The organism is Kitasatospora sp. NPDC034533, assembly GCF_055575155.1.
The window spans coordinates 104621-128422 of record NZ_JBVITE010000007.1 but is presented as its reverse complement, the minus strand read 5'-3'; the positions used below and the strand labels follow the sequence as shown (position 1 = coordinate 128422).

Genomic DNA, 23802 nt, shown 5'->3' with positions numbered 1-23802 from the left:
CTCCCGGAGGGGCGGGGCCCGCACGGTCGTTCCCGGCCCTACTTCCGGTACAGGGCCTCGATGTCGGCCGCGAAGTCCTTCAGCACGACGTTGCGCTTGAGCTTGAGCGAGGGCGTCAGGTGGCCGCTCTCCTCGGAGAACTCGGTGTCCAGCAGCCGGAACTTCTTGACCGCCTCGGCGTGCGAGACGGCCGCGTTGCCATCGTCCACCGCGGCCTGGAGGGCGGCCAGCAGGTCCGGGTCGGCGGCGAGCTCCGCGACGGTGGCGTCGGCCGGCTTGCCGTTGAGCTCCTTCCACTTCGGGAAGAAGTCCGGGTCGACGGTGATCAGGCAGGCGACGAAGGGCTTGCGGTCGCCGACCACCATGACCTCGCCGACCAGGGCGTGGCCCCGGATGCGGTCCTCGATCACGGCCGGGGCGACGTTCTTGCCGCCGGCGGTGACGATGATCTCCTTCTTGCGGCCGGTGATGGTCAGGTAGCCCTCGGAGTCCAGCGAACCGAGGTCGCCGGTGGCGAACCAGCCGTCCTTGAAGGCGTCGGCGGTGGCCTCGGGGTTGTTCCAGTAGCCGGTGGAGACGTGCGGGCCCTTGAGGAGGACCTCGCCGTCCTCGGCGATCCGGACGGAGCAGCCGGGCACCGGCTGGCCGACCGTACCGATCTTCGGCTTGTCGCACGGGTTGAAGGCGGTGGCCGCGCAGGTCTCGGTCAGGCCGTAGCCCTCCAGGACGGTGAAGCCGATGCCGCGGTAGAAGTGGCCCAGGCGCTCGCCCAGCGGGGCGCCGCCGGAGATGGCGTGGGTGGCCCGGCCGCCGAGCGCGGCGCGCAGCTTGCTGTAGACCAGCTTGTCGAAGACCGCGTGCTTGAGCCGCAGCACCAGGCCCGCGCCGCCCGCGTCCAGCGCCCGGCTGTAGGCGATCGCGGTGTCGGCGGCCTTGTCGAAGATCCTGCCCTTGCCGTCGGCCTGGGCCTTGGCGCGGGCGGTGTTGTAGACCTTCTCGAAGACTCTGGGCACGCCCAGGATCAGGGACGGCTTGAAGGCGGCCAGCTCGGCGGTGACGTCCCTGATGTCGGAGACGTGGCCGAGCTTGATCGGGGCCATCGCCGGGGCGATCTCGGCGATCCGGCCGAGCACGTGGGCCAGCGGCAGGAAGAGCAGGACCGAGCTGTCGCCGGTGCGGAACAGCGGGGCCAGGCGCTCGACGACGTTGCCGCACTCGGCCAGGAAGTTGCCGTGCGTCAGCTGACAGCCCTTCGGGCGGCCGGTGGTGCCCGAGGTGTAGACGATGGTGGCGATCGAGTCGGGGCCGGCGATCCGGCGGCGCTCGTGGACGGTCGCGTCCGGGACGTCCCGGCCGGCCTCGGCGAGCGCGGCGAGCGCGCCGCCCTCGATCTGCCAGGTGTGCTCCAGCTCCGGCAGCCGGTCGCGGACCTCGTCGACGACCCGGAGGTGCTGGGCGGTCTCGGTGATCACGGCGACCGCGCCCGAGTCGCCGAGGATCCACTCGACCTGCTCGGCGGAGGAGGTCTCGTACACCGGCACGGTGATCGCGCCGGCCGTCCAGATCGCGAAGTCCAGCAGCGTCCACTCGTACCGGGTGCGGGACATGATGCCCACCCGGTCGCCGGGCTCGACGCCCGCGGCGATCAGGCCCTTCGCGGCGGCGTGCACCTCGGCCAGGAACTGGACCGAGGTCAGCTCCTGCCACCGTCCGTCCACCTTCCGGCTGAGCACGGCGACGTCCGGGCGCTCCTCGGCGTTCCGGTGCACCGGGTCGGCGAGGTTGCCGCCGCTCGGTACCTGGTAGAGGGCCGGAAGGCTGAAGTCGAGCAAGACTGCTCCTCGTTCGCGACGCTGCGGGACGGCAGGACGTTACTGCCCGGTAGGCAGCTTGGACCAGGGGGGTCGGCTCCGGTGTTCGAAGTGTCACACCCGGCCGGGTCCGACCAGGCCGTGACCAGGTCGTTCGAATGGCACCCTACGGCAGCGCCGGGCGACCGGCCGGTAACATGCCCCGCCGCCCGTGGGCCGCCGCCCCGCGGCCGTCGTCCGGCACCCGCCGCCCCGCCGCCGCCCGTCGCCGATCACCGCCGCCGGGCGCGATAGCCTGCTCCGGGCGGACCGGGCCGAGTGCGCCCCGGCCGGACCGGCAGGCAGAGGGACGAGGCGGAGGGCCATTCCATGGCGGAGCACACCAGGTCGAGCATCACCATCGACGCGACCCCGGCCACGGTCATGGCCGTGATCGCCGACTTCGCCGCTTACCCGGCGTGGACCGGAGAGGTCAAGGAGATCGAGGTCCTGGAGACCGGCGAGGACGGCCGCGCCGCCCAGGTCCGGCTGCTGCTGGACGCCGGCGCCATCCGCGACGAGCACGTCCTCGCCTACACCTGGGACGGCGACCGCGAGGTCGGCTGGACCCTCGTCCGCAGCCAGATGCTCCGCTCGCTGGACGGCTCCTACACCCTCGCCCCGCTGGCCGGCGGCCGCACCGAGGTGACGTACCAGCTCGCCGTGGACGTCAAGATCCCGATGCTCGGCATGATCAAGCGCAAGGCCGAGAAGGTCATCATCGACCGCGCCCTGGCCGGTCTGAAGAAGCGCGTCGAGGACACCGACGGCAAGAAGCCCTCCCAGGGCTGACGGGCCGACCGCACGAGGGGGCCGCACGGCATGACGGCGACACGCACCATCCTGGTCAGCGGCGACGCGGGCGCGCCCACGGTGGCCGCCGCCACCGCCCTGCACGCCGCCCGGCGCGGCCACCGCACCTGGCTGCTGGCGGCCGACGACCCGCACCGCGCCCTGGACTCCGCCCTCGGGACCAGGCTGGAGCCCGAACCGCTGGCCCACGCCCCCGGCCTGACCGTCTCCCGGATCGACGAGCAGGCCGCCTTCCGCTACGCCGTCGGCGCGCTCACCGGCCGGCTCAAGCCCGCCCTCGACCTGCTCGGCGCCGAACAGCTCGACCCGGAGGAACTCACCGCCCTGCCCGGCATCGCGCGGCTCGCCCTGCTGCGCGCCCTGCCCGCCGCCGACCAGGACGTCCTGGTGGTGCTCGCCCCGCCGCCGGCCGAACTGATCGCCACCCTCGCCCTGCCCGAGCAGCTCGCCCGCTACCTGGACCGGCTCGTCCCCGAGCAGCGGCAGGCCGCCCGGGCGCTGCGCCCGCTGCTGGCCGGACTGGCGGGCGTCCCGATGCCCGCCGACTGGCTGTACGAGGGGCGCACCAGGGCCGCCGCGGCGCTCGCCGAGTCCCGCGCCGCGATCACCGACCCCGGCACCAGCGTCCGGCTGGTCGTCCCGGCCGACGGCCACCCGTACGGCGAGCTGCGCCGGATCCGGGCCGGACTCGCGCTGCACGGGCACCGGCCGGACGCCGTGGTGGTGCACGGCGCGCTGCCCGAGGCCGCCGCCGCCTCGCCCGACCCCTGGCTGGCCGCGCTGGCCCGCCGCCGCCAGGAGGAGCTGACCGGGCTCGCCGCCGAGACCGACGCCCCGGTGCTGGTCGGCGACCTGACCGACGTCACCCTGGAGGCCCTCGCCGAGCGCCTCTACGGGGACGGGGACGGGCCCGAGCGGCTCGCTCCCGCGCCCTGGCCGGTCGAGGACCGGCTCGCCGAGGACGGTCTGCTGGTCTGGCACCTCGACCTGCCCGGCGCCGACCGCGCGGAACTGGACCTGGTCCGCCGGGGCGACGACCTGGTGGTCGGGCTCGGTGCCCACCGCCGGGTGCTCACCCTGCCCTCCGCGCTGCGCCGTTGCACGGTGGCCGGGGCCGGGCTGGCCGACGGGGTGCTCTCGGTGCGGTTCGCGCCGGATCCGGCGCTCTGGCCGCGGGGCTGACGGGGGCTCGACGGCGGTTCGGCGGCGGTTCGGCGGCGGTTCGGCGGAGTTCCGACGGGGGCCGGGCCTTCCCGGGCCGTTCGGCCGGTCGGGTAGCGTCGGGCCGGAGGGCCGCGGGGTGCGGCCACGGCCGAGGAGGCGCCCGCGATGACCAGCACCGACGACCGCACCGAGCCCGCCGACGAGCGCACCGAGCCCGCCGACGAGCGCACCGGGACCGGCGGGGACCGTAGCGGGCCCGCCGGTGACCGCACCGAACCGGGGGCCGGCGGCACCGGGCCGGGCGGCGGGCAGTCCCACCCCTTCGGGCCGGAGCTGGGCCCGCTGGTGGACGAGGTCCGCCGGTTCGCCGGCGCGCTCGGCGAGAAGGCCCAGGAGGCCGGCGCCACCACCCTGATCAGCCTCTCCGGGATGGCCGACCGGCTGCGCACCCGGCAGCCGGAGGTCTACTCCCACCTGGCCGCCGTCGGCGCCGGGCTCGCCACCGCGGGCAGCGAGCTGCTGGCCGCCTACCGCGCCGCCGTGGCCGGGCACGAGAACCGCTGGACCGCCGGGCAGGGCGCGCCGGCCGAGAAGATCGACCTCGACGGCGACCCCGGCCGCGGCGTTGACGAGGCCGACGGGCCGTCCGCCAAGCAGTGAAACCGTGACTTCCGGAGGGTGATCGTCCCGCTCTCGTACGTCACGAAGAAGGGGATTAGATACGACTTTTGAAGCATCGCGGCCAGATGGGTTCGGAATTGCCTTCGGATAATGTATGCGACGCTGTGTACGGGGGCCGGGTTGGGCGGTAGCGTTCCGCCCAGCGGAACGAGTGAATAGCTGAGGGACACATGGCTCTGACCATCGGCGTCGATGTCGGCGGGACCAAGATCGCGGCAGGTGTGGTCGACGAGGCGGGCGCGATCCTGTCCCGCACCAGGGTGCCCACCCCGGCCGACCCCCAGTGGGCGGTCGACGCCATCGCGCAGGCCGTGCGCGAGCTCAAGGAGGAGCACCCCGACGTCGCCGCGGTGGGCGTCGGCGCCCCCGGCTTCGTCGACAGCAACCGTTCCACGGTGATCTTCGCGCCCAACATCGACTGGGAGAACGAGCCGCTGCGCGGTCGGATCGAGGAGCTCACCGGCCTGTCCACGGTCGTCGAGAACGACGCCAACTGCGCCGCCTGGGCCGAGTTCAGGTTCGGCGCGGCCGCCGACCACCGGGACATGGTGCTGATCACCGTCGGCACCGGCATCGGCGGCGGCATCGTCCTGGACAGCCGGCTGCACCGCGGCCGCTTCGGCGTGGCCGGCGAGATCGGCCACCTCAACATGGTCCCCGACGGCCTGGCCTGCGGCTGCGGCGGCAAGGGCTGCTGGGAGCAGTACGGCTCCGGGCGCGCGCTGCGCCGCTACGGCCGGGAGAAGGCCGCCGCCGACCCGCTGCGCGGCCGCCGGATGCTGGAGCTCAACGACGGCGTGGCCGAGACCATCCGCGGCATCCACATCACCCAGGCCGCCGAGGAGGGCGACCCGCTCGCCCTGGAGTGCTACGCCGAACTGGCCGACTGGCTGGGCCGCGGCATGGCCGACCTCGCCGCGCTGTTCGACCCGGGCGTCTTCGTCCTCGGCGGCGGCGTCTCCGACTCCGGGCGGCTGCTGCTCGACCCGGTCGCCAAGGCCTTCGATCACTACCTGACCGGCGGGGTGCACCGCCCGCGCGCCGACGTCGTCCTGGCCTCGATGGGCTCCGCCGCCGGCATCGTCGGCGCCGCGGACCTCGCGCGCACCGACTGACCGTCCTCCCCAGCCCGCCGGCGGCGGTGCGACCGGGCCCCGACCGATCCCGGACGCGCCGCCGCCGTCGCACGTCCCGGCCCCGCCGCGTACCGTCGGAGCGATCCGGTGACCGCCCAGGGGAGGACCATGACCGCCGAGACCGCCGCCGCCGGCACCGCCGCCGAGACCGCCGCCGTCGAACCGCTGCCGCCGCCCGGCCCGGGCCGGCTGCGCCTGCTCAGCTACAACATCCGCTCGCTGCGCGACGACCGGCGGGCGCTGGCCCGGGTGATCCGGGCCTGCGACCCGGACGTGGTCTGCGTCCAGGAGTCGCCGCGCTACTGGCGGCCCGAGGGGCAGGCCGCCTGGCTGGCGCGGCACACCGGGACGCGGGTGCTGGCCGGCGGCGGCCGCACCGCCGCCGGACCGCTGCTGCTCGGCCGGCCCGGCGCCGTGGAGACGCTCGGGGTGTACGACCGGCTGCTGCCCAAGACCCGCGGCCTGCACGCCCGGGGCTTCGCCACCGCGCTGCTGCGGCTGCCCGGCACGGCGCCGTTCACCGTCACCAGCTGCCACCTCAGCCTGGACCAGGAGGAGCGGTACGGGCAGTTCGAGCTGCTGCTCGACCAGCTCGGGATCGCCGAACTCGGCGTCGTGGCAGGGGACTTCAACGAACATCCGGACGGTCCCGGCTGGCGGCTGCTGGCCTCCCGGCTCCAGGACGGGCACCCGACCGCGCCCTGGGGCGGCGAGTTCACCTCCGTCCCGGAGCGTCCCTACCAGCGGATCGACGCCGTCTTCGCCACCCCCGGGATCACCGTCCTCGGCTGCGGGGTGCCGCACGGGCTGCCCGGTGTCACCGAGGCCGACCTGCGGGCCGCGACCGACCACCTGCCGGTGCTCGCCGTCCTCGAACTGCCGGCCGCCTAGGCCGCCTAGGCCGCGTTCGGCTTCGGCGGCTTCGGCGGGATCGGCGGGATCCCCGGGCCGGGCCGGACCGGGCCCGGCGGAGGGGCGGACCCGGGGGTCAGACCACCGCGCCGTGGTCCGGATCCTCCGGCTCGTCCTCGTCGCGGTCCTTCATCCGCGCGACCAGCGTGACGAAGCCGCCGAGGAAGGCGGTGATGCCGACCCAGGCGGGCCAGCCGGAGATCTCCCGCCAGACCACCGCGTCGACCAGCAGCAGGGCGGGGCCGCCGAGCACCGCCAGCCAGGCGAACTTGGCGGTCACGTCGGCGGTCGGCAGCGGCGGGGGCTCCGGCGGGACGTAGTGGCCCTCGTCGGTCTCCTCGGCCAGCTCGAAGTCGCGCGGGCCCGCGCCGCCCGCCGGCATCACCGGCCGGCCGGAGCGGGGGCGGGGCTGCGGGGCGAGACCGGACAGGTCGTCCAGGTCGCCGCGGCCGTCGGCACCGTCCTTGGAGCGGCCCTTGAGCTCGTTCTGCGCCCGGAGGTTTTCCACCTCCGGCCAGTTGGGGTTGTTGAGGTCGACCGGGTCGTCGAACTGGGCCACCAGGGCGGCGAAGATCTCGTCCTGCTCGGCCTGGCTGCGCTCGGGCGCCCGGCGGGTGCGGCGCTCGGCGGAGGGCTCCGGGGCGGCGTCCGCGGCCCCGGCGGCGTCCTGGACGGGCGGGGGCGTCACGGCGCCGCCCGCAACCGTACGGTCCGTCGGCGAGCCGCCCGGGGCGGCGGCGTTCGTCCCGCCGCTGCCCTCGGCCGCGCCGTCCTCGCGGGGAGTGCCGTCCTCGCGGGGGGTTTCGTCCCCGCCGCCCGCCGTGCTGCTCTCGTGCACTTCCGGCCCTTCAGCCATGGTGATCGTCGGATTCGACCCGGGTGACGCCCACCGCGGGTGCGGTCAGCCGTCGGATGAAGTCCTGGGTGGCCGCGAATATTTCCGCCGCGTCGTGGTCCAGCGTCGCGACGTGGAAGCTGCGCTGGCACAGCCGCTCCGCCACGTCGGTCGAGGATATCCGGGCCACCACCAGTTCCGAGTTGGCCGGGGAGACCACGTGGTCCTGGGGGCTGCGGAAGAGGAGCACCGGCTGGGTCACCTCCGGCAGCAGCCGCTGGACTTCCCGCCACAGCAGGCTCAGCGACCAGGCGGCGTGCAGCGGGGTGCGGTCGTAGCCGACCTCGGCCGACCCGGCCCGGGCGATGTCGCCGGCGACCCCGGCCACGCTGGGGACCAGGTGGCGCAGCACCGGCAGCAGCACACTCACGGGGGTGTCCGAACGCACCGACGGGTTGACCAGCACCAGCCCGGAGACCGTCGGCCCGTGCAGCGCGGCGAGCCGCAGCGCCAGCGCGCCGCCCATCGACAGCCCGCAGACGAAGACCTGCTCGCACTCCCCGGCGAGCGCCAGCAGCTCCTGCTCGGCCGCCGCGTACCAGTCCTGCCAGCGGGTGAGCTGCATGTCCTGCCAGCGGGTGCCGTGCCCGGGCAGCAGCGGCACCGAGACGGTGAACCCGGCCGCCGCCAGCTCCTCGGCCCACGGGCGCACCGACTGCGGCGACCCGGTGAAGCCGTGGCAGAGCAGCACCCCCACCGGTCCGCCGCGGTGGTGGTACGGCTCGGCACCGGGCAGCAACGGCATGGCGGGCTCCTTCGCGGACGGGTGGCGCTGGGGGAGGGGACGCTGGCGGGGGCGTTGCGGATTCGCATCGTCCCACGCTCCGCGCCGGGTCGTACACCCCTCACGGCGGGCCCGGGCGCAGCGGACGGCCGCGGGGCATTAGGATCGACCGGTCCGCATAACAGGAGGCCCGGGTTGTTCTACCGACTGATGAAGATGATCGTCGCGCCATTGCTTCGGATCTTCTTCCGGCCCTGGATCGAGGGTGAGGAGAACATCCCCACCGAGGGTGCGGCGATCATCGCGAGCAACCACCTGTCCTTCTCGGACTCGTTCTTCTTCCCCGCGCTGATCAAGCGTCGGGTCACCTTCATCGCGAAGGCCGAGTACTTCAACACCCCTGGCCTCAAGGGCCGGCTGACGGCGGCGTTCTTCAAGGGCGTCGGCCAGCTGCCGGTGGACCGCTCGGGCGTGCGCGGGGCCGGCGAGGCCGCGATCCGCAGCGCCATCGCGGTGCTGGAGGGTGGCGAGCTGTTCGGCGTCTACCCCGAGGGCACCCGGTCGCCCGACGGCAAGCTGTACCGCGGCAAGGTCGGCGGTCTGGCCCGCGTCGCGCTGGCCACCGGCGCCCCGGTGATCCCGGTCGCCATGATCGACACCGAGAAGGTGCAGCCGCCCGGCCAGGTGATCCCCAACTTCGGCATCCGCCCCGGCATCCGGATCGGCCGCCCGCTGGACTTCTCCCGCTACCAGGGCATGGAGAACGACCGCTTCATCCTCCGTTCGGTGACGGACGAGGTGATGTACGAGATCATGCGGCTCTCCGGCCAGGAGTACGTGGACATCTACGCGACGGCCGCCAAGCGGCAGATCGCCGAGGACAAGAAGAAGGCCGACGCCGAGCGCCGGGCCGCGGCCAAGGCCGAGAAGGCGGAGGCCGCCGAGGCGGAGAAGGCCGAGAAGGCGGCGGAGAAGGCCGCCGAGGCCGAGAAGTCCGCCGAGCCGGGCACGTCGGAGAAGCCGGAGTAGACGTCAGGGCCGCCCGGCGGCCCGGACGGGGCCCAGGGGAGGGGCGGGCGGATGACGGAGGACGGCGGCAGAGCCGGCGCGGTCGGCGGCACCGTGGCGGCCGGCGGCATGTCCGTCGAGCTGCCGCTGTGGAAGGCGATCTCCTACTTCCGGGTGCTGGCCCTGTGCTACGCCCTGCTGCGCTACTTCAACTCCTACCTGCACTTCCTGCACCCGGTGGCCGGCTGGATCTTCATGGGTGCGCTGACCCTCTGGACCCTCGCCAGCACCCGGGCCTTCGCCAACCCGCAGCGCTGCACCTGGTACGTCCTGGGCACCGACCTCACCCTCGCCGTCACCGGCATCGTGATGAGCGGCCTGACCGACTCGCCGGCCCGGATCAGCCACGGAGCGCCCACCCTGCCGACCATCTGGGCCGCCGGCACGGTGCTCGGCTACGCCGGGAAGGGCGGCTGGCGCCCGGCGGCGGCCTCGGGCTCGGTGATCGGCGTCGCCAACATCCTCGGCCACGGCGGCCCGACCGGCGACAACCTCCACAACATCGTGCTGCTGCTGATGGCCGGCTGCGCGATCGGCTACGTGATCGAGCTGGCCCGGGGCAGCGAGGCCACCCTCACCCGGGCGCTCCAGGTCGAGGCCGCCACCCGGGAACGCGAGCGGCTCTCTCGGGACATCCACGACGGCGTGCTCCAGGTGCTCGCACTCGTCCAGCGACGCGGCGCGGAGCCGGGCGGCGGGACGGGCGGTGCGGACCTCGCCGAGCTGGGCCGGCTGGCGGGTGAACAGGAACGGGCGCTGCGGGCCCTGATGACGGGTGGTCCGCTGCCCACGCAGCGCACGCCGGGGCCGGACGCCGCCGGGCCGGCGGACCCGGACGCCCCGCGCGACCTCACCGCGCTGCTGCGCCCGTACGCGGACGAGCGGATCACGCTCTCCGCCCCCGGCACCCCCGTGCTGCTGCCCGGCCGGGCGGCGGGCGAGCTGGCGGCGGCGGTCGGCGCCGCCGTCGACAACGTGCGCAAGCACGCGGGGGAGCGGGCCCGGGCCTGGATCCTGGTCGAGGACGAGCCGGAGGCCGTCACGGTCAGCATCCGCGACGACGGCCCGGGCTTCGCCCCCGGCCGGCTCGGCGAGGCGGAGCGGGCCGGCCGGCTCGGCGTCTCCCAGTCCATCCGCGGCCGGCTGCTGGACCTCGGCGGCACGGCCGAGCTGTACTCGGCGCCCGGGGAGGGCGTCGAGGTCGAACTGCGCGCCCCCAGGAAGGCCACGCGATGACCGACCAGACGATGACCGATCAGCCGACCACCGCCCGGCCGGTGCGGGTGATGGTGGTGGACGACCACCCGATGTGGCGGGACGCCGTCTCGCGGGACCTCGCCGAGGCGGGGCTGGACGTGGTGGCCACGGCGGGCGACGGCGAGGAGGCCGTCCGCCGGGCCCGCGCCTGCACCCCCCAGGTGGTCGTGCTGGACCTCAACCTGCCCGGTCTGCCCGGCGCCGAGGTGTGCCGCCAGGTGGTCGCGCACGACCCGGCGGTCCGGGTGCTGGTGCTGTCGGCCAGCGGCGAGCACCAGGACGTGCTGGAGGCGGTGAAGTCCGGTGCGACCGGCTACCTGCTGAAGTCGGCCGGCCGGGAGGAACTGCTGGACGCGGTGCGCCGTACGGCCGTCGGCGACGCGGTGTTCACCCCCGGCCTGGCCGGTCTGGTGCTCGGCGAGTTCCGCCGGCTGGCCGCGGAGCCGGCCCCCGCGTCGGAGCCGGCCGCGCCGCGGCTGACCGCCCGGGAGACCGAGGTGCTGCGGCTGGTGGCCAAGGGGCTGTCCTACCGGCAGATCGCCGACCGGCTGGTGCTCTCGCACCGGACGGTGCAGAACCACGTGCAGAACACCCTCGGGAAGCTCCAGCTGCACAACCGGGTGGAGCTGGTCCGGTACGCGATCGAGCAGGGCCTGGACGACGAGGTCTGACGGGCGGCCACGGACGACCGCGGCCGGCCCCGAGGTGGAAGGCGTCCGCCCGGGGCCGGCCGGCGCGGCGCGGCTCAGCCCGGCTCAGCGCAGCGCGGCCGTCGCCCCGCGCAGCAGGCCCGCCACGATGTCCACCCCGTCCCGGGTGAGCACCGACTCCGGGTGGAACTGGAGGCCGGCGAAGCCGGGCCCGCGCACCGCGTGCACGTCGCCGGTGACGGCGTCCCGGGAGACCTCGACGCCCTCGGTGGCGAGCCGGGCGGCGTCGCCCTCCGAGCAGCGCGCGGTGAAGGTGTTGTAGAAGCCGACCGTCCGCCGGCTGCCGAACAGGTCGATGCGCTCCTGCGCCCCCTGGTACGGGACGGCCTTGCGGCCGAGCGGGAGCCCGAGTTCGGCGGCCAGCAGCTGGTGGCTGAGGCAGACCGCGAGCAGCGGCGCGGTGCGGGCGCCGGAGCGGGCGGCGGCCAGCGCGTCCGCGACGATCGGCCGCAGCAGCGCCATCTTGGGGTCGTCGGCGAGCGCCGGGTCGCCCGGGCCGGGGCCGAGCACCAGGGCGCCCCGGTGCGCGGCGACCCGCGCGCGCAGCCCCGGCTCGTCGTAGCGGGCCACCGTCACCCGGTGACCGAGCGAGCCGAGCAGGTGGGAGAGCATCGAGGTGAAGGTGTCCTCACCGTCCACCACCAGGGTCGGCTCGGTCTCGGTGACCTCGGACCGCTGCTGCATCCGCAGCCAGAACGGCGCGAGGTCGGCCCGGCGGGCGTCCAGGGCGGCCTGGACCCGGTGGTCCTCGGCGAGCCGGGGCCCGACCGGAGGGGCCGGCCGGGCGGGCGCGGGCCGGGCACCGATCGCGGTGAGCACCCCGGCGGCCTTGGCGTGGGTCTCGGCGACCTCGGACTCGGGGACGGAGTGGCGCACCAGGGTGGCGCCGACCCGGACGACCAGCCGGCCGGTGGCCGGGTCGATGTCGGCGGTGCGGATGCAGATCGGCGAGTCCAGCAGCTGCCCGCCGCTGGCGGAGCGGCCGATCAGGGCGAGCGCGCCGGAGTAGTAGCCGCGGCCCGCGGGCTCGTACCGCTTGATCACCCGGGTGGCGTTCTCGACCGGACTGCCCGTCACGGTCGCGGCGAACATCGTCTCGCGGAGCACGTCCCGGACGTCCAGCGAGGTGCGTCCGCGCAGCTCGTACTCGGTGTGGGCGAGGTGGGCCATCTCCTTGAGCCGGGGCCCGAGCACCTGGCCGCCGAGGTCGCCGACGGTGCACATCATCTTCAGCTCCTCGTCCACGACCATGGTGAGCTCCTCCAGCTCCTTGGGGTCGTGCAGGAACCGGAGCAGCGAGTCGAGGTCGGAGCCGCCCGCCGGATAGCGGTAGGTGCCGGAGATCGGGTTCATCACGACGGTGCCTCCGCTCTGCCGGACGTGCACCTCGGGGGAGGCGCCGACCAGGACCCGCTCACCGGTGTGCACCAGGAAGGTCCAGTACGCGCCGCGCTCCTGCTCCAGCAGCCGCCGGAACAGCGTCAGCGCCAGGTCGGGGGAGAAGCCCTCCAGCGTCGCGTGGAAGTCGCGCCGGATCACGAAGTTGGCGCCCTCGCCGTTGCCGATCTCGTCCCGGATCACCCGGCGGACGATCGCCGCGTACTCCTCGTCGTCCACGTCGAACCCGCCCCCGGTGAGTGGGACCGGCAACTCCGGTAGGGCGGACATGAATTCGGCCAACGAAAGGGTGTGCTGCTCGGCCACCGAGAGGGCCTGCAACGGGGTTCCGTCGTCGTGGGCCTCGAAGCCGCGCTCGCGGATCTGGCGGTACGGGACGAGCGCGAGCAGGTCGTGCACCGGGCCGCCGCCGGCCGGTGCGCCGCTGCGGACGGGCAGGTCGGCGAGGCGCTCGTAGCCGTCGACGGTGCCCAGCAGCACCTCGACGGTGTCCGGGCTGAGCCGCGGGGTGCGGCGGTGCAGCAGGGCGAAGGCGGGGGCGCCGGGGGCGGTGAGACGGGCGAGCAGATCGACGGCGGTGGTCACGGGAACGGTGTCCTTCCGGGTGGACTGGTGGGGGGTGCGAGGTCCGCTCCCGGAGGGCCGTCTGCTCAGACGCCGACGGCCGCCCCGAGGGGCGGCCGTCGTGTTCGTCTAGGAACGCGTCAACTGTGGGCCACCCTGGGGGGAGGCCCACCACCAGGAGTGGGTGTGGGGCGCGTGCATGGATCGAGCGTAGCGGATGCGGTGCGGCGGGTGAGGGCGGTCACGCTTTTGTCCGAGATGCGTCTCACCCCTCGGGCAATGGTCACGTGTCACTCCAGTCACCCCGTAGCCTTGGCGATGTGACCGCTACGACTGAGACATCGAGGGCTGCCCACTCCTGGCAGTCCCTGCCCGCGGCGCAGCAGCCTGAATGGCCGGACCAAGAGGCTCTGCGCAAGACCCTTGCCGAGCTCGCGTCCTATCCCCCGCTCGTCTTCGCCGGCGAGTGCGACCAGCTGCGCGCCCGGCTCGGTGCCGTGGCACGCGGGGAGGCCTTCCTCCTCCAGGGCGGTGACTGTGCCGAGGCGTTCGACGGTGTCTCGGCGGAGCACATCCGCAACAAGCTGAAGACGCTGCTCCAGATGGCCGCCGTGCTGACGTACGCGGCCTCGGTGCCGGTGGTGAAGGTCGGCCGCATCGCCGGCCAGTACTCCAAGCCACGCTCCAAGTCGACCGAGACCCGCGACGGCGTGACCCTGCCGGTCTACCGGGGCGACTCGGTCAACGGCTTCGAGTTCACCCCCGAGTCCCGCATCCCGGACCCGGAGCGCCTGAAGCGGATGTACAACGCGTCCGCCGCGACGCTCAACCTGGTGCGCGCCTTCACCACCGGTGGTTACGCGGACCTGCGCCAGGTGCACGCCTGGAACCAGGACTTCGTCCGCAACTCGCCGGCCGGCCAGCGCTACGAGCAGCTCGCCCGGGAGATCGACAACGCCCTGGCGTTCATGAGCGCCTGCGGCGTGGAGCCGGAGGAGTTCAAGGCCGTCGAGTTCTTCTCCTCGCACGAGGCGCTGGTGCTCGACTACGAGACCGCGCTGACCCGCGTGGACTCGCGCACCGGCGAGCTGTACGACGTCTCCGGCCACATGGTGTGGATCGGTGAGCGCACCCGGCAGCTGGACCACGCGCACATCGAGTTCGCCTCGAAGATCCGCAACCCGATCGGCGTCAAGCTCGGCCCGACCACCTCGGTGGACGACGCGCTCGCCCTGATCGAGAAGCTGGACCCGGAGCGCGAGCCCGGCCGCCTGACCTTCATCACCCGGATGGGCGCGGGTAAGATCCGCGACCACCTGCCCACCCTGGTGGAGAAGGTCACCGCCTCCGGCGCCAAGCCGGTGTGGATCTGCGACCCGATGCACGGCAACACCTTCGAGGCCTCCAGCGGGCACAAGACCCGCCGCTTCGACGACGTCCTGGACGAGGTCAAGGGCTTCTTCGAGGTGCACCGCGCGCTCGGCACCCACCCGGGCGGCATCCACGTGGAGCTGACCGGCGACGACGTCACCGAGTGCGTCGGCGGCGGCGACGAGGTCCTGGTGGACGACCTCCACCAGCGCTACGAGACGGCCTGCGACCCGCGGCTCAACCGCAGCCAGTCGCTGGACCTGGCGTTCCTGGTGGCGGAGATGTACCGGGGGCAGTGAGCCCCGGCGCGCACCGGATGTGACGAAGGCCCCTCCGGATTCGGGATTCCCGAACCCGGAGGGGCTTCTTCGTGCCCGGATCGCCGGGTAAGGTGAGGCTTAGTGAACTAAGGCAAGCCTTAGTCAAGATCCACTCCGCTTCACCCCCGGGAGAGTCCGCGATGTACGTGTGCGTGTGCCATGCGGTCACCGAGGACCAGGTGAAGCGGGAGATCGACGGCGGTGCCAGCACCCCGCGCCAGATCGCCAAGGGCTGCAAGGCCGGCACCGACTGCGGGTCCTGCGTGCGCCGGATCCAGGCGATGCTCGGCGAGCACGGCGCCCGGCCCTGCCCGACCGCCCGGCTGGCCGCGAAGCTCGGCCTCGCGGACCCGGAGGTCCCGGTCCGGCAGGCCCCGGCCGCGGGGGCCGCTCCGGTGGTCCCGCTGCGGGCGGCCTGAGCCCTGGGCCGTGGCCCCGGGATGCCGGGCCCCTCAGGAGTCCGGCTGCTCGATGACCTGGGCCAGGTAGAGCGCCTCGCCGAGCTTCTCCAGCAGCTCCAGCTGGGTGTCGAGGTAGTCGATGTGGTGCTCCTCGTCGGCCAGGATGTCCTCGAAGATGTTCGCCGAGGTGACGTCGTTCTTGGCCCGCATCACCACGATCCCGCGCTTCAGCCGGTCGATCGCCTCGACCTCGATCTGGCGGTCCGCCTCGAACATCTCCTTGACCGTCTGGCCGACCCGGACGTGGAAGAGCCGCTGGTAGTTGGGCAGCCCGTCCAGGAACAGGATCCGATCGGTGAGGGTCTCGGCGTGCTTCATCTCGTCGAAGGACTCGTGCCGGGTGTACTTGGCGAGCTTCGTCCAGCCGAGGTTCTCCTGCATCTTGGCGTGCAGGAAGTACTGGTTGATCGCGGTCAGCTCGGCGGTGAGCTGCTCGTTGAGGAACTCGATGACCTCGGGATCGCCCTGCATGGTGATGCCTCCTGCACTCGTCCGGCCGTGGGTCCTGCGTCGGGTCCTGCGTTGGGGGTCCTGCGTCTGGGCATCCTGGCACCGCTTCGGGCGGAAATTCCAGTAAGTTCACACTCACTAGGACATGTGTCGGAATATCCGATTTGGGTGGGCGCGAATCCGCGCGAAGGGGCGCGCACCGTGGCCCGCCCGCCGTCTGTCACCATGGATCCATGGGTCAGTCGAAACACGAACCGCTTCCGTCGTCTGACCCGAGGCTCCCCCCGGGCCAGCGCGCGCAGCGCGGCTGGCCCGCCCTGCACTACGGGCCGGTGCCCCGCTTCAAGCCCCTGACCTGGGACCTCCAGGTGTTCGGCGCCACCGCCTCGGCGGAGAAGCACAGCTGGGACTTCGAGGCCTTCAACGCCCTGCCGCGCACCACCGTCGTCGCGGACCTGCACTGCGTGACCAAGTTCTCCGTGCTCGGCAACGAGTGGACGGGCGTGCCGGCCGCCACCGTGCTCGACCTCGTCCCCCCGGCACCCGGCGTCACCCACGTCATGGTCTGGGCCGAGTACGGCTACAGCGCCAACCTGCGGCTCGCCGACTTCGCCGACCCCCACACCCTGCTCGCCACCCACCGCAACGGCGAGGCGCTGACCGCCGAGCACGGCTTCCCGGTCCGGCTGGTGGTGCCCCGGCTCTACGCCTGGAAGGGCCCCAAGTGGGTGCGCGCGGTGGAGTACATGCGGGCCGACCGGCGCGGCTTCTGGGAGGAGCGCGGCTACCACAACCTCGCCGACCCCTGGCGCGAACAGCGCTACTCCTACCAGGAGGAGCCCGGCGACGGGCCGCTGCGCTGACGCCCGCCGCCGGCCGGAACGGCGAGAACTCCTAGAACAGCGAGAACTTCACCGTCACCACGCTGCGCTGCGGCCGCCGCTCGCCCGCCGCCGGCGACTGGCCGGACGAGGTGACCGCGCCGAACACGTCCCAGCCGCTGGTCTGCATGGTGAAGCCCGCCGCCTGGAGCGCCTTCTGCGCCTCGTCCTTGCTCATCCCGGTGACGTTCGGGACCGGCACCATGCCCTTGCTGACCACCAGCGAGACCGCGCTGTTCTCCTGCAACAGCTGCCCGGCGGCGGGCGAGCTGCTGATCACCGAGCCCTCGGGCACCGTGTCGTCGTAGGTCTCGGTCACGGTGCCCTTGATCAGCTGGGCGCCGGTGAGCGCCGCGGCGGCGTCGGCGGCGCTCTTGCCGGCCAGGTCCGGCACCGCGATCCGCTTGGGGCCCTTGGAGACGGTGACGGTCACGCTGTCGCTCTTGCGGGTGCGCGCGCCCACCCCGGGATCGGTGGAGATCACCTGCCCGGCCGGGACGGACTCGCTGAACGCCTCGACGAACCTCCCGTGCAGGCCCTCCTTGTCCAGCACCCGCTGCGCCTGCGCCCGGTCCGCGCCGAGCACGCTGGGCACCGAACCGTACAGCCCCTCGGAGATCCCGTAGGTGACGCCGCCGATCGCCAGCACCAGGGCGGTCGCCGCGGCCGTCCAGATCAGCGGCTTGCGGGGGAGGCGGCGCAGCAGGCCCGGTCGGCGGGGGCGCACCGGGGCCGGCTCGTCGTACGGGCGCGGCTCGGTGAGCAGCTGGTCCATCAGCTCGGCCGGCATGTCCAGCACGCTGGTGCGCTCCGTCGGCGGGGCGTCGGCGGGCCGCGGCTGGATCACCGAGGTCGGCTCGCTGGTCGGGTAGCGAGGGCTGGGCCGGGTGGAGGCGGGCGGCTCGGCGTCCAGCTCGGCCGGGGTGAGGGTGCGGCGGACCCGCTGGAGGGCGGCGAGCAGCTCGACCGCGTCGTACGGGCGGGCGTCGGCGGACCGGGCGCAGGCGCCGGCCACGATCGCGTCCAGGGCCGGGCCGACGGCGGGGGCGACCAGCGAGGGCGCCGGGACGTCCTCGTGCAGGTGCTTGTACATGACCTGGACGGGGTTGTCGCCGGTGTGCGGGCGGTGGCCGGTGAGCATCTCGTACAGCAGGATGCCGGACGCGTAGACGTCCACCCGCTGGTCGGTGGGGGCGTCCGGGAGGATCTGCTCGGGGGCCAGGTAGGAGACGGTGCCCAGGACCGTGCCGCCGGTGGCGGTGGTGGTCGAGGTGGGGGCGCCGTCGGCGGCGCCGAGCACCCGGACCAGGCCGAAGTCGGCGACCTTCACCAGGCCGCCCTCGGTGATCAGCACGTTCTCCGGCTTGACGTCGCGGTGCACCAGCCCAGCCCGGTGGGCGGCGCCGAGCGCGGCGAGCACCGGCTCCAGGACGTCCAGCGCGGCCCGGACGGAGAGCGCGCCCCGGTCGCGCAGCAGGTCGCGCAGGGTGCGGCCGGGCACGTACTCCATGGCGAGGAAGACGCGGCCGCCGTCCGCGCCCTGGTCGAAGACGTTGACCACGTTGGGGTGGGTGAGCTTGGCGACGGCCTTGGCCTCGCGGATGAAACGGGCGGTGAAGCCCTCGTCGCCGGCCAGCGAGGGGTGCATCACCTTGAGGGCGACCACCCGGTCCAGGCGGGTGTCGGTGCCCTTGTAGACGGTGGACATCCCGCCGGTCGCGATGCGCTGCTCGACCCGGTACCGGTTGTCGAGCAGGGTGCCGATCAGGGGGTCGTGCAATGCCATGTCCACCCGGCGAGTCTAGTGGCGGAGCGGCGGGCCGGGCCCGGAGGACACCGCCTCCGGGCCCGGCTGTGCCCGGCTTGTGACACGCCGGGGCCCACGGGCGGGCCTCAGAAGGCCGGGTGCTCCCGGGTGTCCAGGTCGGCGCGGCCGGCCATCGCGGAGGACGCCTCGGCGTGGAAGCGGCGCGGGATGCGCCCGGCCCGGTGGGCGAGCCGGCCCGCCTCGGCCGCGTGCCGCATCGCCTCGGCCATCAGCACCGGGTCCTGAGCGCGGGTCACCGCGGAGGCCAGCATCACCGCGGAGCAGCCCAGCTCCATCGCCAGCGCGACGTCGGAGGCGGTGCCGGCGCCCGCGTCCAGCACCACCGGGACGCCCGCGGCCTCCACGATCAGCTGGAAGTTGTGGGGGTTGCGGATGCCCAGGCCCGAACCGATCGGCGAGCCCAGCGGCATGATGGCCGCACAGCCGACGTCCTCCAGCTTGCGCGCCAGCACCGGGTCGTCGTTGGTGTACGGCAGCACGGTGAAGCCGTCGTCGACCAGGGTCTCGGCGGCGTCCAGCAGCTCGATCGGGTCCGGCAGCAGGGTGCGCTCGTCGGCTATCACCTCCAGCTTCACCCAGTCGGTGCCGAGCGCCTCGCGGGCCAGCCGGGCGGTCAGCACGGCCTCGCCCGCGGTGAAGCAGCCGGCCGTGTTGGGCAGCACGCGGATGCCGTTGCGGGTCAGCACGTCCAGTACGGAGCCCTGGGTGGAGGCGTCGACCCGGCGCATCGCGACGGTGGTCAGCTCGGTGCCGGAGGCGAGCAGCGCGCGCTCCAGGACCTCCAGGCTGGGGGCGCCGCCGGTGCCCATGATCAGCCGGGAGGAGAAGGTCGTCCCGGCGATGGTGAGCAGGTCGTCGGCCATGGTTCAGCCTCCCTGGACGGCGGTGAGGATCTCGATCCGGTCGCCGGCGCCCAGCGCCGTCGCGGACCACGAACTGCGGGGCACCACGGCCTCGTTGAGGGCGGCGGCGACGCCGGTGGGGGCGGCGCTGACGGTGGCCACCAGCTCGGCGAGCGTGGTCGTGGCGGGCACCCGGCGGGGTTCGCCGTTGACGGTCAGGGCGATCTCGGCCGAGGCGGTCTCGGTCCGGGCGGTCTCGGTCATGCGGAGGCCTTCGTCGTGGAGCGGTCGGAGGAGAAGCGCAGCGGCGTGAACGGCCTTGCCGGCTCGGGGACTTCGCCGGTGGCGAGGTACTCGGAGACCAGGTCCGCGGTCACCGGGGTGAGCAGCACGCCGTTGCGGTAGTGGCCGGTGGCGGCGACCAGCCCGGGCAGTGAGGTCGGGCCCAGCAGCGGGGCGTTGTCCGGAGAGCCGGGGCGCAGCCCGGCCGAGGTCTCCAGCAGCGGGATCTCGGTGATCCCAGGGACCAACTCGTGGGCGTCGCGCAGGAGTTCGTACACCCCGCCGGCGGTGACGGTGGTGTCGTAGCCCTGCTCCTCGGTGGTCGCGCCGACGACCAGCTCGCCGTTCTCGCGCGGCACCAGGTACAGGTGCCGGCCGCGGACCACGGCCCGGACGTTGCGGGAGAGGAACGGCCGGTAGGCCTTCGGGACGCGCAGCCGCAGCACCTGCCCCTTCACCGGGCGGATCGCGGGCAGCACCCCCTCGGGCAGGCCGGGCAGCCGGTGGCTGTGCGGGCCGGCCGCGAGGACGACCCGGTCGGCGGTGACGGTCTCCGAGGTGCTCAGCCGGGCGCCGGCGGCTCGGCCGTCCTCGACCAGCAGCTCGACGGCCTCGGCGCGGTGGACGGTGACGCCCGCGCGCTCGCAGGCGGCGAGCAGGGCGGTGAGCAGCCGGCGGCCGTCCACCTGGTGGTCGTTCGAGACGTGCAGTCCGCCGCGCACGCCGGGGGCGAGCATCGGCTCCAGCTTGCGGGCCTCCCGGCCGGTCAGCCAGGTCGAGTCCAGACCGAGCCGCTGGTGGAAGGCGTGCAGTTCGCGCAGTTCCTCGCGGTCGTCGGAGTCCAGCGCGACGGCGAGGGTGCCGCACCGGCGGTAGCCGGTGTCCGCGCCGCCGCTCGCCTCGGTGAGCTCGACGGCGAAGGCCGCGTACCGCTCGTTGGAGGCCATCCCGAGGCGCAGCAGCGGCTCCTCGCCGTACTGGAGCTCGGTGACCGGGGCGAGCATCCCGGCCGCGACCCGGGCGGCGCCGCCACCGGGGGTGGGGTCGACCACGACCACGCGCCGTACTCCGCGCTGGGCGGCGCGCCAGGCGACGGCGAGGCCGATGATGCCCCCGCCGATCACCAGCACGTCGGCACGGGTGCCTGGGGCCATGCGTGACAAAGTTGCTCTTCTCCCTTCGCCGGTATGACCCGGATCAGGTTCGGACGGTCGCGGGCCGTGCCAGCCCGCCTCTCAGCCCGGTACGCCGGGCTCCCGTGTGGTCATCCCACCTTAACGCCGGGGAGCGGCCCGGCCGAAGGCCCGTACGAAGGGTGGACGGGCGAGACGGCCCCGGCCGGAGGCCCGCGGCCCGGGCCCCTGCCCCGCCGTCCCGCGTTCCGCCCGGGACCGCGTCGGGCCCATCGCCAGGCCCCTGGCCCGCCCCCGGCCGGAGGACTGCCCGGGCGCGGTTGCGGGCTCGTTCCCTGCCCGGGCCCCTGCCCCGCCCGGGAGCGCGCCGGGCCCGTCATCCGGCCCCGGCCGGTTGGACTGCCCCGCGCCCCGGCCCTGGTCGCGGGCTCGTTCCCTGCCCGGGCCCCTGCCCCGCCCGGGAGCGCGCCGGCCCCGTCATCCGGCCCCGGCCGGTTGGACTGCCCCGCGCCCCGGCCCTGGTTGCGGGCCCGTTCCCTGCCTGGGTCCCTGCCCTGCCCGGGAGCCGCGCCGGGCCCCGTCATCCGGCCCGGCGCCCGCCCCGCCGGAGGCCCGCCCCCGCGCCCCGGCCCTGGTCGCGGGCTCGTTCCCTGCCCGGGCCCCTGCCCCCGAGGCCGGAGGCCGGTCCCCGCGCCCCGCCGCGGACGTAGGCCGGAAGTAGGGGTGGGCAGGGGGCGCGGGCCTCTGGGGCGGCCGCGGGCCGCTGAGTACAGTGACGGGCGTGGCAGAGCTGAGCGGGACGGATCAGGTGGTCGTTGTCGGAGCCGGGCTGGCCGGGGCCCAGTGCGCCCTCAGGCTGCGCCAGGGCGGCTGGGAGGGGCGGATCACGCTGGTCGGGGAGGAGCCGCACGCGCCCTACGACCGGCCGCCGCTCTCCAAGGACGTGCTGCTCGGCAAGGCCGACTCCACCACCCTGGGCATCGACTACCAGGAGCTCGGCATCGAGCTGCTCACCGGCCGCCGCGCCACCGGACTCACCCCCGGCGTGCTGCACACCGACGGCGGCGACCTCCCGTACGGCTCGCTGGTGATCGCCACCGGCGCCGTCCCGCGCGCCCTGCCCGGCGCCGAGCGGGCGCACCTGCTGCACACCGTGGACGACGCCCTGGCACTGCGCGAGCTGCTGCGCCCCGGGCTTCGGCTGGTGCTGGTCGGCGCGGGCTGGATCGGCGCCGAGGTGTCCACCGCGGCCCGCGCGGCGGGCTGCGAGGTGACGGTGGTCGAGGCCGGCCCGGCGCCGCTGCCCGGCGCGCTGCCGACCGAACTCGGTTCGGCGATGGCCGCCTGGTACGCCGAGGCCGGGGTCGAGCTGCGCTGCGGCGTCGGCGTGGCCGCCGTCGAGCCCGGTGCGGTGCTGCTGGCGGACGGCTCGCACCTGCCCGCCGACGAGGTGGTGGTCGGCATCGGAGCCCGGCCCGCCACCGGCTGGCTGGCCGGCTCCGGGGTCGAGCTGGACGCGACCGGCGCGGTGGTCGTGGACGGGCGGCTGCGCACCTCCGTGCCCGGGGTCCTGGCGGCCGGCGACTGCGTCAGCTACCCCTCGGCCCGGGCCGGCGGCCGGCTGGCCGTCCAGCACTGGGACCACGCCCTGAAGTCCGGGGAGGCGGTGGCCGCCTCCCTCCTGGGCGCGGACGCGCCGGCCTACGACCCGGTGCCGTACTTCTGGTCGGAGCAGTTCGGGCGGATGGTCCAGTACGCCGGACGGCACGCCGAGGGCGACGAACTGCTGTGGCGCGGCGGCCCCGGGGGGGCCGCCTGGTCGGTGCTCTGGCTGCGCGACGGGGTGCCGAGCGCGCTGCTGACCGTGGACCGCCCGCGCGACCTCGCCCAGGGGCGGAAGCTGATCGAGGTCGGCACCGCGCTGGACCGGGCCCGCGCGGCCGACCCCTCCGTGGCGCTGAAGGCGGCCGTGGCGTAGGGGCGTGTGCGCGCCGGGGCGTGGAGGTGGCAGTCTGGTGCCGTGAGTGAGATCGATGCCAAGACTGACGCCCTGGTCCCCGAGTGGCTGTACCTGCCCGACATCTCCGAACGGTGGGGTGTGCTGGTCACCGAGGTCCGCAACATGGTCAAGAAGGGTGACCTGATCGCCGTCCGCCGCGGCCCCAACAAGTCCCTTCAGGTCCCCGCCGCCTTCATCGACGAGGCCGGCCCGGTCAAGCACCTGGTCGGCCTGCTGACCGTGCTGCGGGACAGCGGCTTCTCCGACGAGGAGATCCTCGAATGGATGTTCACCGAGGACGAGTCGCTGCCCGGCACCCCGGTGCAGGCCCTGTGGGAGAACCGGGCCACCGAGGTCAAGCGCCGCGCCCAGGCCATGGCGCTGTGATGACCGGCCCCCGGGCCGGGCTCGCCGACGCCCGGCTCTACCTGTGCACCGACGCCCGTCGTGAGCGGGGCGACCTCGCCGAGTTCCTGGACGCGGCGTTGGCCGGCGGGGTGGACATCGTCCAGCTGCGCGACAAGGGCCTGGAGGCCAGGCAGGAGCTGGAGGCCCTGGAGGTCTTCGCCGACGCCTGCCGCCGGCACGGCAAGCTGCTGGCCGTCAACGACCGCGCCGACGTCGCCCACGCGGCCCGGCCGGACGTGCTGCACCTCGGCCAGGACGACCTGCCGGTGTCGGCCGCCCGGGCGATCCTCGGCGAGGACGTGCTGATCGGCCGGTCCTGCCACGCCGAGTCCGAGGTGGACGCGGCGATCGCCGAGCCCGGGGTGGACTACTTCTGCACCGGCCCGGTCTGGCCGACGCCGACCAAGCCGGGCCGCCCGGCGCCGGGCCTCGGCCTGGTGTCGTACGCGGCGAAGCAGGACACCGACCGGCCGTGGTTCGCGATCGGCGGGATCGACCTCGGCAACCTGGACGAGGTGCTGGCCGCCGGTGCCCGCCGGGTCGTCGTGGTGCGGGCCATCACCGCGGCGGAGGACCCGCGGGCGGCCGCCGCCGAGCTGTCCCGCCGGGTGCGCGCGGCCTGACCACCGCGGCCTGACCACCCGGGGTCCGGCCA

At 74.4% G+C, this 23802-nt stretch carries 23 protein-coding genes and 1 riboswitch; of the genes, 14 read left to right on the top strand and 9 right to left on the bottom strand.

The window, feature by feature from the left end; translation table 11 throughout:
* Window positions 1-38: 38 nt before the first annotated feature.
* Window positions 39-1832: an AMP-dependent synthetase/ligase gene (locus ACZ55U_RS07855; RefSeq protein ID WP_465523553.1), complete on the bottom strand. Its 1794-nt coding sequence runs from the start codon at window positions 1830-1832 to the stop codon at window positions 39-41.
* Window positions 1833-2180: 348 nt separating this feature from the next.
* On the opposite strand from ACZ55U_RS07855, the gene ACZ55U_RS07850 reads away from it, so the two are divergent.
* The 5 genes from ACZ55U_RS07850 (at window position 2181) to ACZ55U_RS07830 (ending at window position 6535) form a co-directional block, all read left to right on the top strand.
* Window positions 2181-2642: an SRPBCC family protein gene (locus ACZ55U_RS07850; RefSeq protein ID WP_465523551.1), complete on the top strand. Its 462-nt coding sequence runs from the start codon at window positions 2181-2183 to the stop codon at window positions 2640-2642.
* Between the two features lie 30 nt (window positions 2643-2672).
* Complete coding sequence (locus ACZ55U_RS07845) at window positions 2673-3845, top strand: ArsA family ATPase (protein ID WP_465523549.1); 1173 nt, start codon at window positions 2673-2675, stop codon at window positions 3843-3845.
* Window positions 3846-3992: 147 nt separating this feature from the next.
* Window positions 3993-4487: a DUF5304 family protein gene (locus ACZ55U_RS07840; RefSeq protein WP_465523547.1), complete on the top strand. Its 495-nt coding sequence runs from the start codon at window positions 3993-3995 to the stop codon at window positions 4485-4487.
* Window positions 4488-4678: 191 nt separating this feature from the next.
* Window positions 4679-5623 (top strand): ROK family glucokinase, encoded by a 945-nt coding sequence (locus ACZ55U_RS07835; RefSeq protein WP_465523545.1) that lies wholly within the window; start codon window positions 4679-4681, stop codon window positions 5621-5623.
* Window positions 5624-5752: 129 nt separating this feature from the next.
* Window positions 5753-6535 carry an endonuclease/exonuclease/phosphatase family protein gene (locus ACZ55U_RS07830; RefSeq protein WP_465523543.1) on the top strand — a complete coding sequence of 261 codons (783 nt, stop codon included), beginning with the start codon at window positions 5753-5755 and terminating at the stop codon, window positions 6533-6535.
* A gap of 97 nt (window positions 6536-6632) precedes the next feature.
* Here the strand turns inward: ACZ55U_RS07830 and ACZ55U_RS07825 are convergent, their stop codons facing one another.
* Together ACZ55U_RS07825 and ACZ55U_RS07820 are read right to left on the bottom strand one after the other, a co-directional pair.
* Window positions 6633-7394 (bottom strand): hypothetical protein, encoded by a 762-nt coding sequence (locus ACZ55U_RS07825; RefSeq protein ID WP_465523541.1) that lies wholly within the window; start codon window positions 7392-7394, stop codon window positions 6633-6635.
* Window positions 7395-7404: 10 nt separating this feature from the next.
* Window positions 7405-8196 (bottom strand): alpha/beta hydrolase, encoded by a 792-nt coding sequence (locus ACZ55U_RS07820; protein ID WP_465523539.1) that lies wholly within the window; start codon window positions 8194-8196, stop codon window positions 7405-7407.
* 189 nt (window positions 8197-8385) lie between these two features.
* Here ACZ55U_RS07820 and ACZ55U_RS07815 point away from each other — a divergent pair, with 189 nt between their 5' ends.
* The 3 genes from ACZ55U_RS07815 to ACZ55U_RS07805 are packed head-to-tail and all read left to right on the top strand — an operon-like array spanning window position 8386 to window position 11171.
* A complete protein-coding gene (locus tag ACZ55U_RS07815) occupies window positions 8386-9204 on the top strand; it encodes a lysophospholipid acyltransferase family protein (RefSeq protein ID WP_465523701.1) in 819 nt (272 codons plus the stop codon).
* Window positions 9205-9255: 51 nt separating this feature from the next.
* Window positions 9256-10479: a MacS family sensor histidine kinase gene (gene macS, locus ACZ55U_RS07810; protein WP_465523537.1), complete on the top strand. Its 1224-nt coding sequence runs from the start codon at window positions 9256-9258 to the stop codon at window positions 10477-10479.
* Window positions 10476-11171 (top strand): response regulator, encoded by a 696-nt coding sequence (locus tag ACZ55U_RS07805; protein ID WP_465523535.1) that lies wholly within the window; start codon window positions 10476-10478, stop codon window positions 11169-11171. Before macS ends, ACZ55U_RS07805 begins: the two co-directional genes overlap by 4 nt.
* An 84-nt stretch (window positions 11172-11255) precedes the next feature.
* Here the strand turns inward: ACZ55U_RS07805 and ACZ55U_RS07800 are convergent, their stop codons facing one another.
* Window positions 11256-13193, bottom strand: coding sequence for an anthranilate synthase family protein (locus tag ACZ55U_RS07800; protein ID WP_465523533.1), 1938 nt, complete (start codon window positions 13191-13193; stop codon window positions 11256-11258).
* 299 nt (window positions 13194-13492) lie between these two features.
* Between ACZ55U_RS07800 and ACZ55U_RS07795 the strand changes: the two genes are divergently transcribed.
* Together ACZ55U_RS07795 and ACZ55U_RS07790 are read left to right on the top strand one after the other, a co-directional pair.
* Window positions 13493-14842 (top strand): class II 3-deoxy-7-phosphoheptulonate synthase, encoded by a 1350-nt coding sequence (locus tag ACZ55U_RS07795; protein ID WP_380696168.1) that lies wholly within the window; start codon window positions 13493-13495, stop codon window positions 14840-14842.
* A 161-nt stretch (window positions 14843-15003) separates the two neighbouring features.
* The gene (locus ACZ55U_RS07790) at window positions 15004-15282 is read left to right on the top strand and encodes a (2Fe-2S)-binding protein (protein WP_465523530.1); all 279 of its coding nucleotides are present in this window, start codon (window positions 15004-15006) and stop codon (window positions 15280-15282) included.
* A 33-nt stretch (window positions 15283-15315) separates the two neighbouring features.
* Here ACZ55U_RS07790 and bfr read toward each other — a convergent pair whose 3' ends face one another.
* Window positions 15316-15795, bottom strand: a complete 480-nt coding sequence (bfr, locus tag ACZ55U_RS07785; protein ID WP_465523528.1) for a bacterioferritin — start codon at window positions 15793-15795, stop codon at window positions 15316-15318.
* Window positions 15796-16007: 212 nt separating this feature from the next.
* Between bfr and ACZ55U_RS07780 the strand changes: the two genes are divergently transcribed.
* Window positions 16008-16637: a sulfite oxidase-like oxidoreductase gene (locus tag ACZ55U_RS07780; protein ID WP_465523526.1), complete on the top strand. Its 630-nt coding sequence runs from the start codon at window positions 16008-16010 to the stop codon at window positions 16635-16637.
* Window positions 16638-16668: 31 nt separating this feature from the next.
* Here the strand turns inward: ACZ55U_RS07780 and pknB are convergent, their stop codons facing one another.
* From pknB to thiO, 4 genes are all read right to left on the bottom strand, one after another.
* The gene (pknB, locus tag ACZ55U_RS07775) at window positions 16669-18441 is read right to left on the bottom strand and encodes a Stk1 family PASTA domain-containing Ser/Thr kinase (RefSeq protein WP_465523699.1); all 1773 of its coding nucleotides are present in this window, start codon (window positions 18439-18441) and stop codon (window positions 16669-16671) included.
* A gap of 107 nt (window positions 18442-18548) precedes the next feature.
* A complete protein-coding gene (locus tag ACZ55U_RS07770; RefSeq protein WP_465523524.1) occupies window positions 18549-19346 on the bottom strand; it encodes a thiazole synthase in 798 nt (265 codons plus the stop codon).
* Window positions 19347-19349: 3 nt separating this feature from the next.
* Entirely contained in the window at window positions 19350-19589 is a 240-nt protein-coding gene (gene thiS / locus ACZ55U_RS07765) for a sulfur carrier protein ThiS (RefSeq protein WP_465523522.1), read from the bottom strand.
* Complete coding sequence (gene thiO / locus ACZ55U_RS07760; protein ID WP_465523520.1) at window positions 19586-20761, bottom strand: glycine oxidase ThiO; 1176 nt, start codon at window positions 20759-20761, stop codon at window positions 19586-19588. The genes thiS and thiO overlap by 4 nt, the downstream gene beginning before the upstream one ends.
* Before the next feature lie 3 nt (window positions 20762-20764).
* Window positions 20765-20877: riboswitch (TPP riboswitch) on the bottom strand.
* Between the two features lie 635 nt (window positions 20878-21512).
* On the opposite strand from thiO, the gene ACZ55U_RS07755 reads away from it, so the two are divergent.
* Genes ACZ55U_RS07755 through thiE form a run of 3 tightly spaced genes read left to right on the top strand, consistent with a single transcriptional unit; the run spans window position 21513 to window position 23770 of the window.
* Window positions 21513-22718 (top strand): NAD(P)/FAD-dependent oxidoreductase, encoded by a 1206-nt coding sequence (locus ACZ55U_RS07755; protein WP_465523518.1) that lies wholly within the window; start codon window positions 21513-21515, stop codon window positions 22716-22718.
* Window positions 22719-22760: 42 nt separating this feature from the next.
* Window positions 22761-23126: an Rv2175c family DNA-binding protein gene (locus ACZ55U_RS07750; protein ID WP_465523516.1), complete on the top strand. Its 366-nt coding sequence runs from the start codon at window positions 22761-22763 to the stop codon at window positions 23124-23126.
* The gene (thiE, locus tag ACZ55U_RS07745) at window positions 23126-23770 is read left to right on the top strand and encodes a thiamine phosphate synthase (protein ID WP_465523515.1); all 645 of its coding nucleotides are present in this window, start codon (window positions 23126-23128) and stop codon (window positions 23768-23770) included. The genes ACZ55U_RS07750 and thiE overlap by 1 nt, the downstream gene beginning before the upstream one ends.
* Window positions 23771-23802: the final 32 nt, after the last annotated feature.

Bases quoted from the DNA above. Each gene is read 5' to 3' on its own strand.
- ACZ55U_RS07820 (WP_465523539.1), bottom strand. From the start codon at position 8,196: ATGCCGTTGCTGCCCGGTGCCGAGCCGTACCACCACCGCGGCGGACCG.
- ACZ55U_RS07815 (WP_465523701.1), top strand. From the start codon at position 8,386: ATGAAGATGATCGTCGCGCCATTGCTTCGGATCTTCTTCCGGCCCTGG.
- thiO (WP_465523520.1), bottom strand. From the start codon at position 20,761: ATGGCCCCAGGCACCCGTGCCGACGTGCTGGTGATCGGCGGGGGCATC.
- ACZ55U_RS07780 (WP_465523526.1), top strand. From the start codon at position 16,008: ATGGGTCAGTCGAAACACGAACCGCTTCCGTCGTCTGACCCGAGGCTC.
- ACZ55U_RS07840 (WP_465523547.1), top strand. From the start codon at position 3,993: ATGACCAGCACCGACGACCGCACCGAGCCCGCCGACGAGCGCACCGAG.
- ACZ55U_RS07845 (WP_465523549.1), top strand. From the start codon at position 2,673: ATGACGGCGACACGCACCATCCTGGTCAGCGGCGACGCGGGCGCGCCC.
- ACZ55U_RS07790 (WP_465523530.1), top strand. From the start codon at position 15,004: ATGTACGTGTGCGTGTGCCATGCGGTCACCGAGGACCAGGTGAAGCGG.
- bfr (WP_465523528.1), bottom strand. From the start codon at position 15,795: ATGCAGGGCGATCCCGAGGTCATCGAGTTCCTCAACGAGCAGCTCACC.
- macS (WP_465523537.1), top strand. From the start codon at position 9,256: ATGACGGAGGACGGCGGCAGAGCCGGCGCGGTCGGCGGCACCGTGGCG.
- ACZ55U_RS07770 (WP_465523524.1), bottom strand. From the start codon at position 19,346: ATGGCCGACGACCTGCTCACCATCGCCGGGACGACCTTCTCCTCCCGG.
- ACZ55U_RS07850 (WP_465523551.1), top strand. From the start codon at position 2,181: ATGGCGGAGCACACCAGGTCGAGCATCACCATCGACGCGACCCCGGCC.
- pknB (WP_465523699.1), bottom strand. From the start codon at position 18,441: ATGGCATTGCACGACCCCCTGATCGGCACCCTGCTCGACAACCGGTAC.
- ACZ55U_RS07805 (WP_465523535.1), top strand. From the start codon at position 10,476: ATGACCGACCAGACGATGACCGATCAGCCGACCACCGCCCGGCCGGTG.
- thiS (WP_465523522.1), bottom strand. From the start codon at position 19,589: ATGACCGAGACCGCCCGGACCGAGACCGCCTCGGCCGAGATCGCCCTG.
- thiE (WP_465523515.1), top strand. From the start codon at position 23,126: ATGACCGGCCCCCGGGCCGGGCTCGCCGACGCCCGGCTCTACCTGTGC.
- ACZ55U_RS07835 (WP_465523545.1), top strand. From the start codon at position 4,679: ATGGCTCTGACCATCGGCGTCGATGTCGGCGGGACCAAGATCGCGGCA.
- ACZ55U_RS07830 (WP_465523543.1), top strand. From the start codon at position 5,753: ATGACCGCCGAGACCGCCGCCGCCGGCACCGCCGCCGAGACCGCCGCC.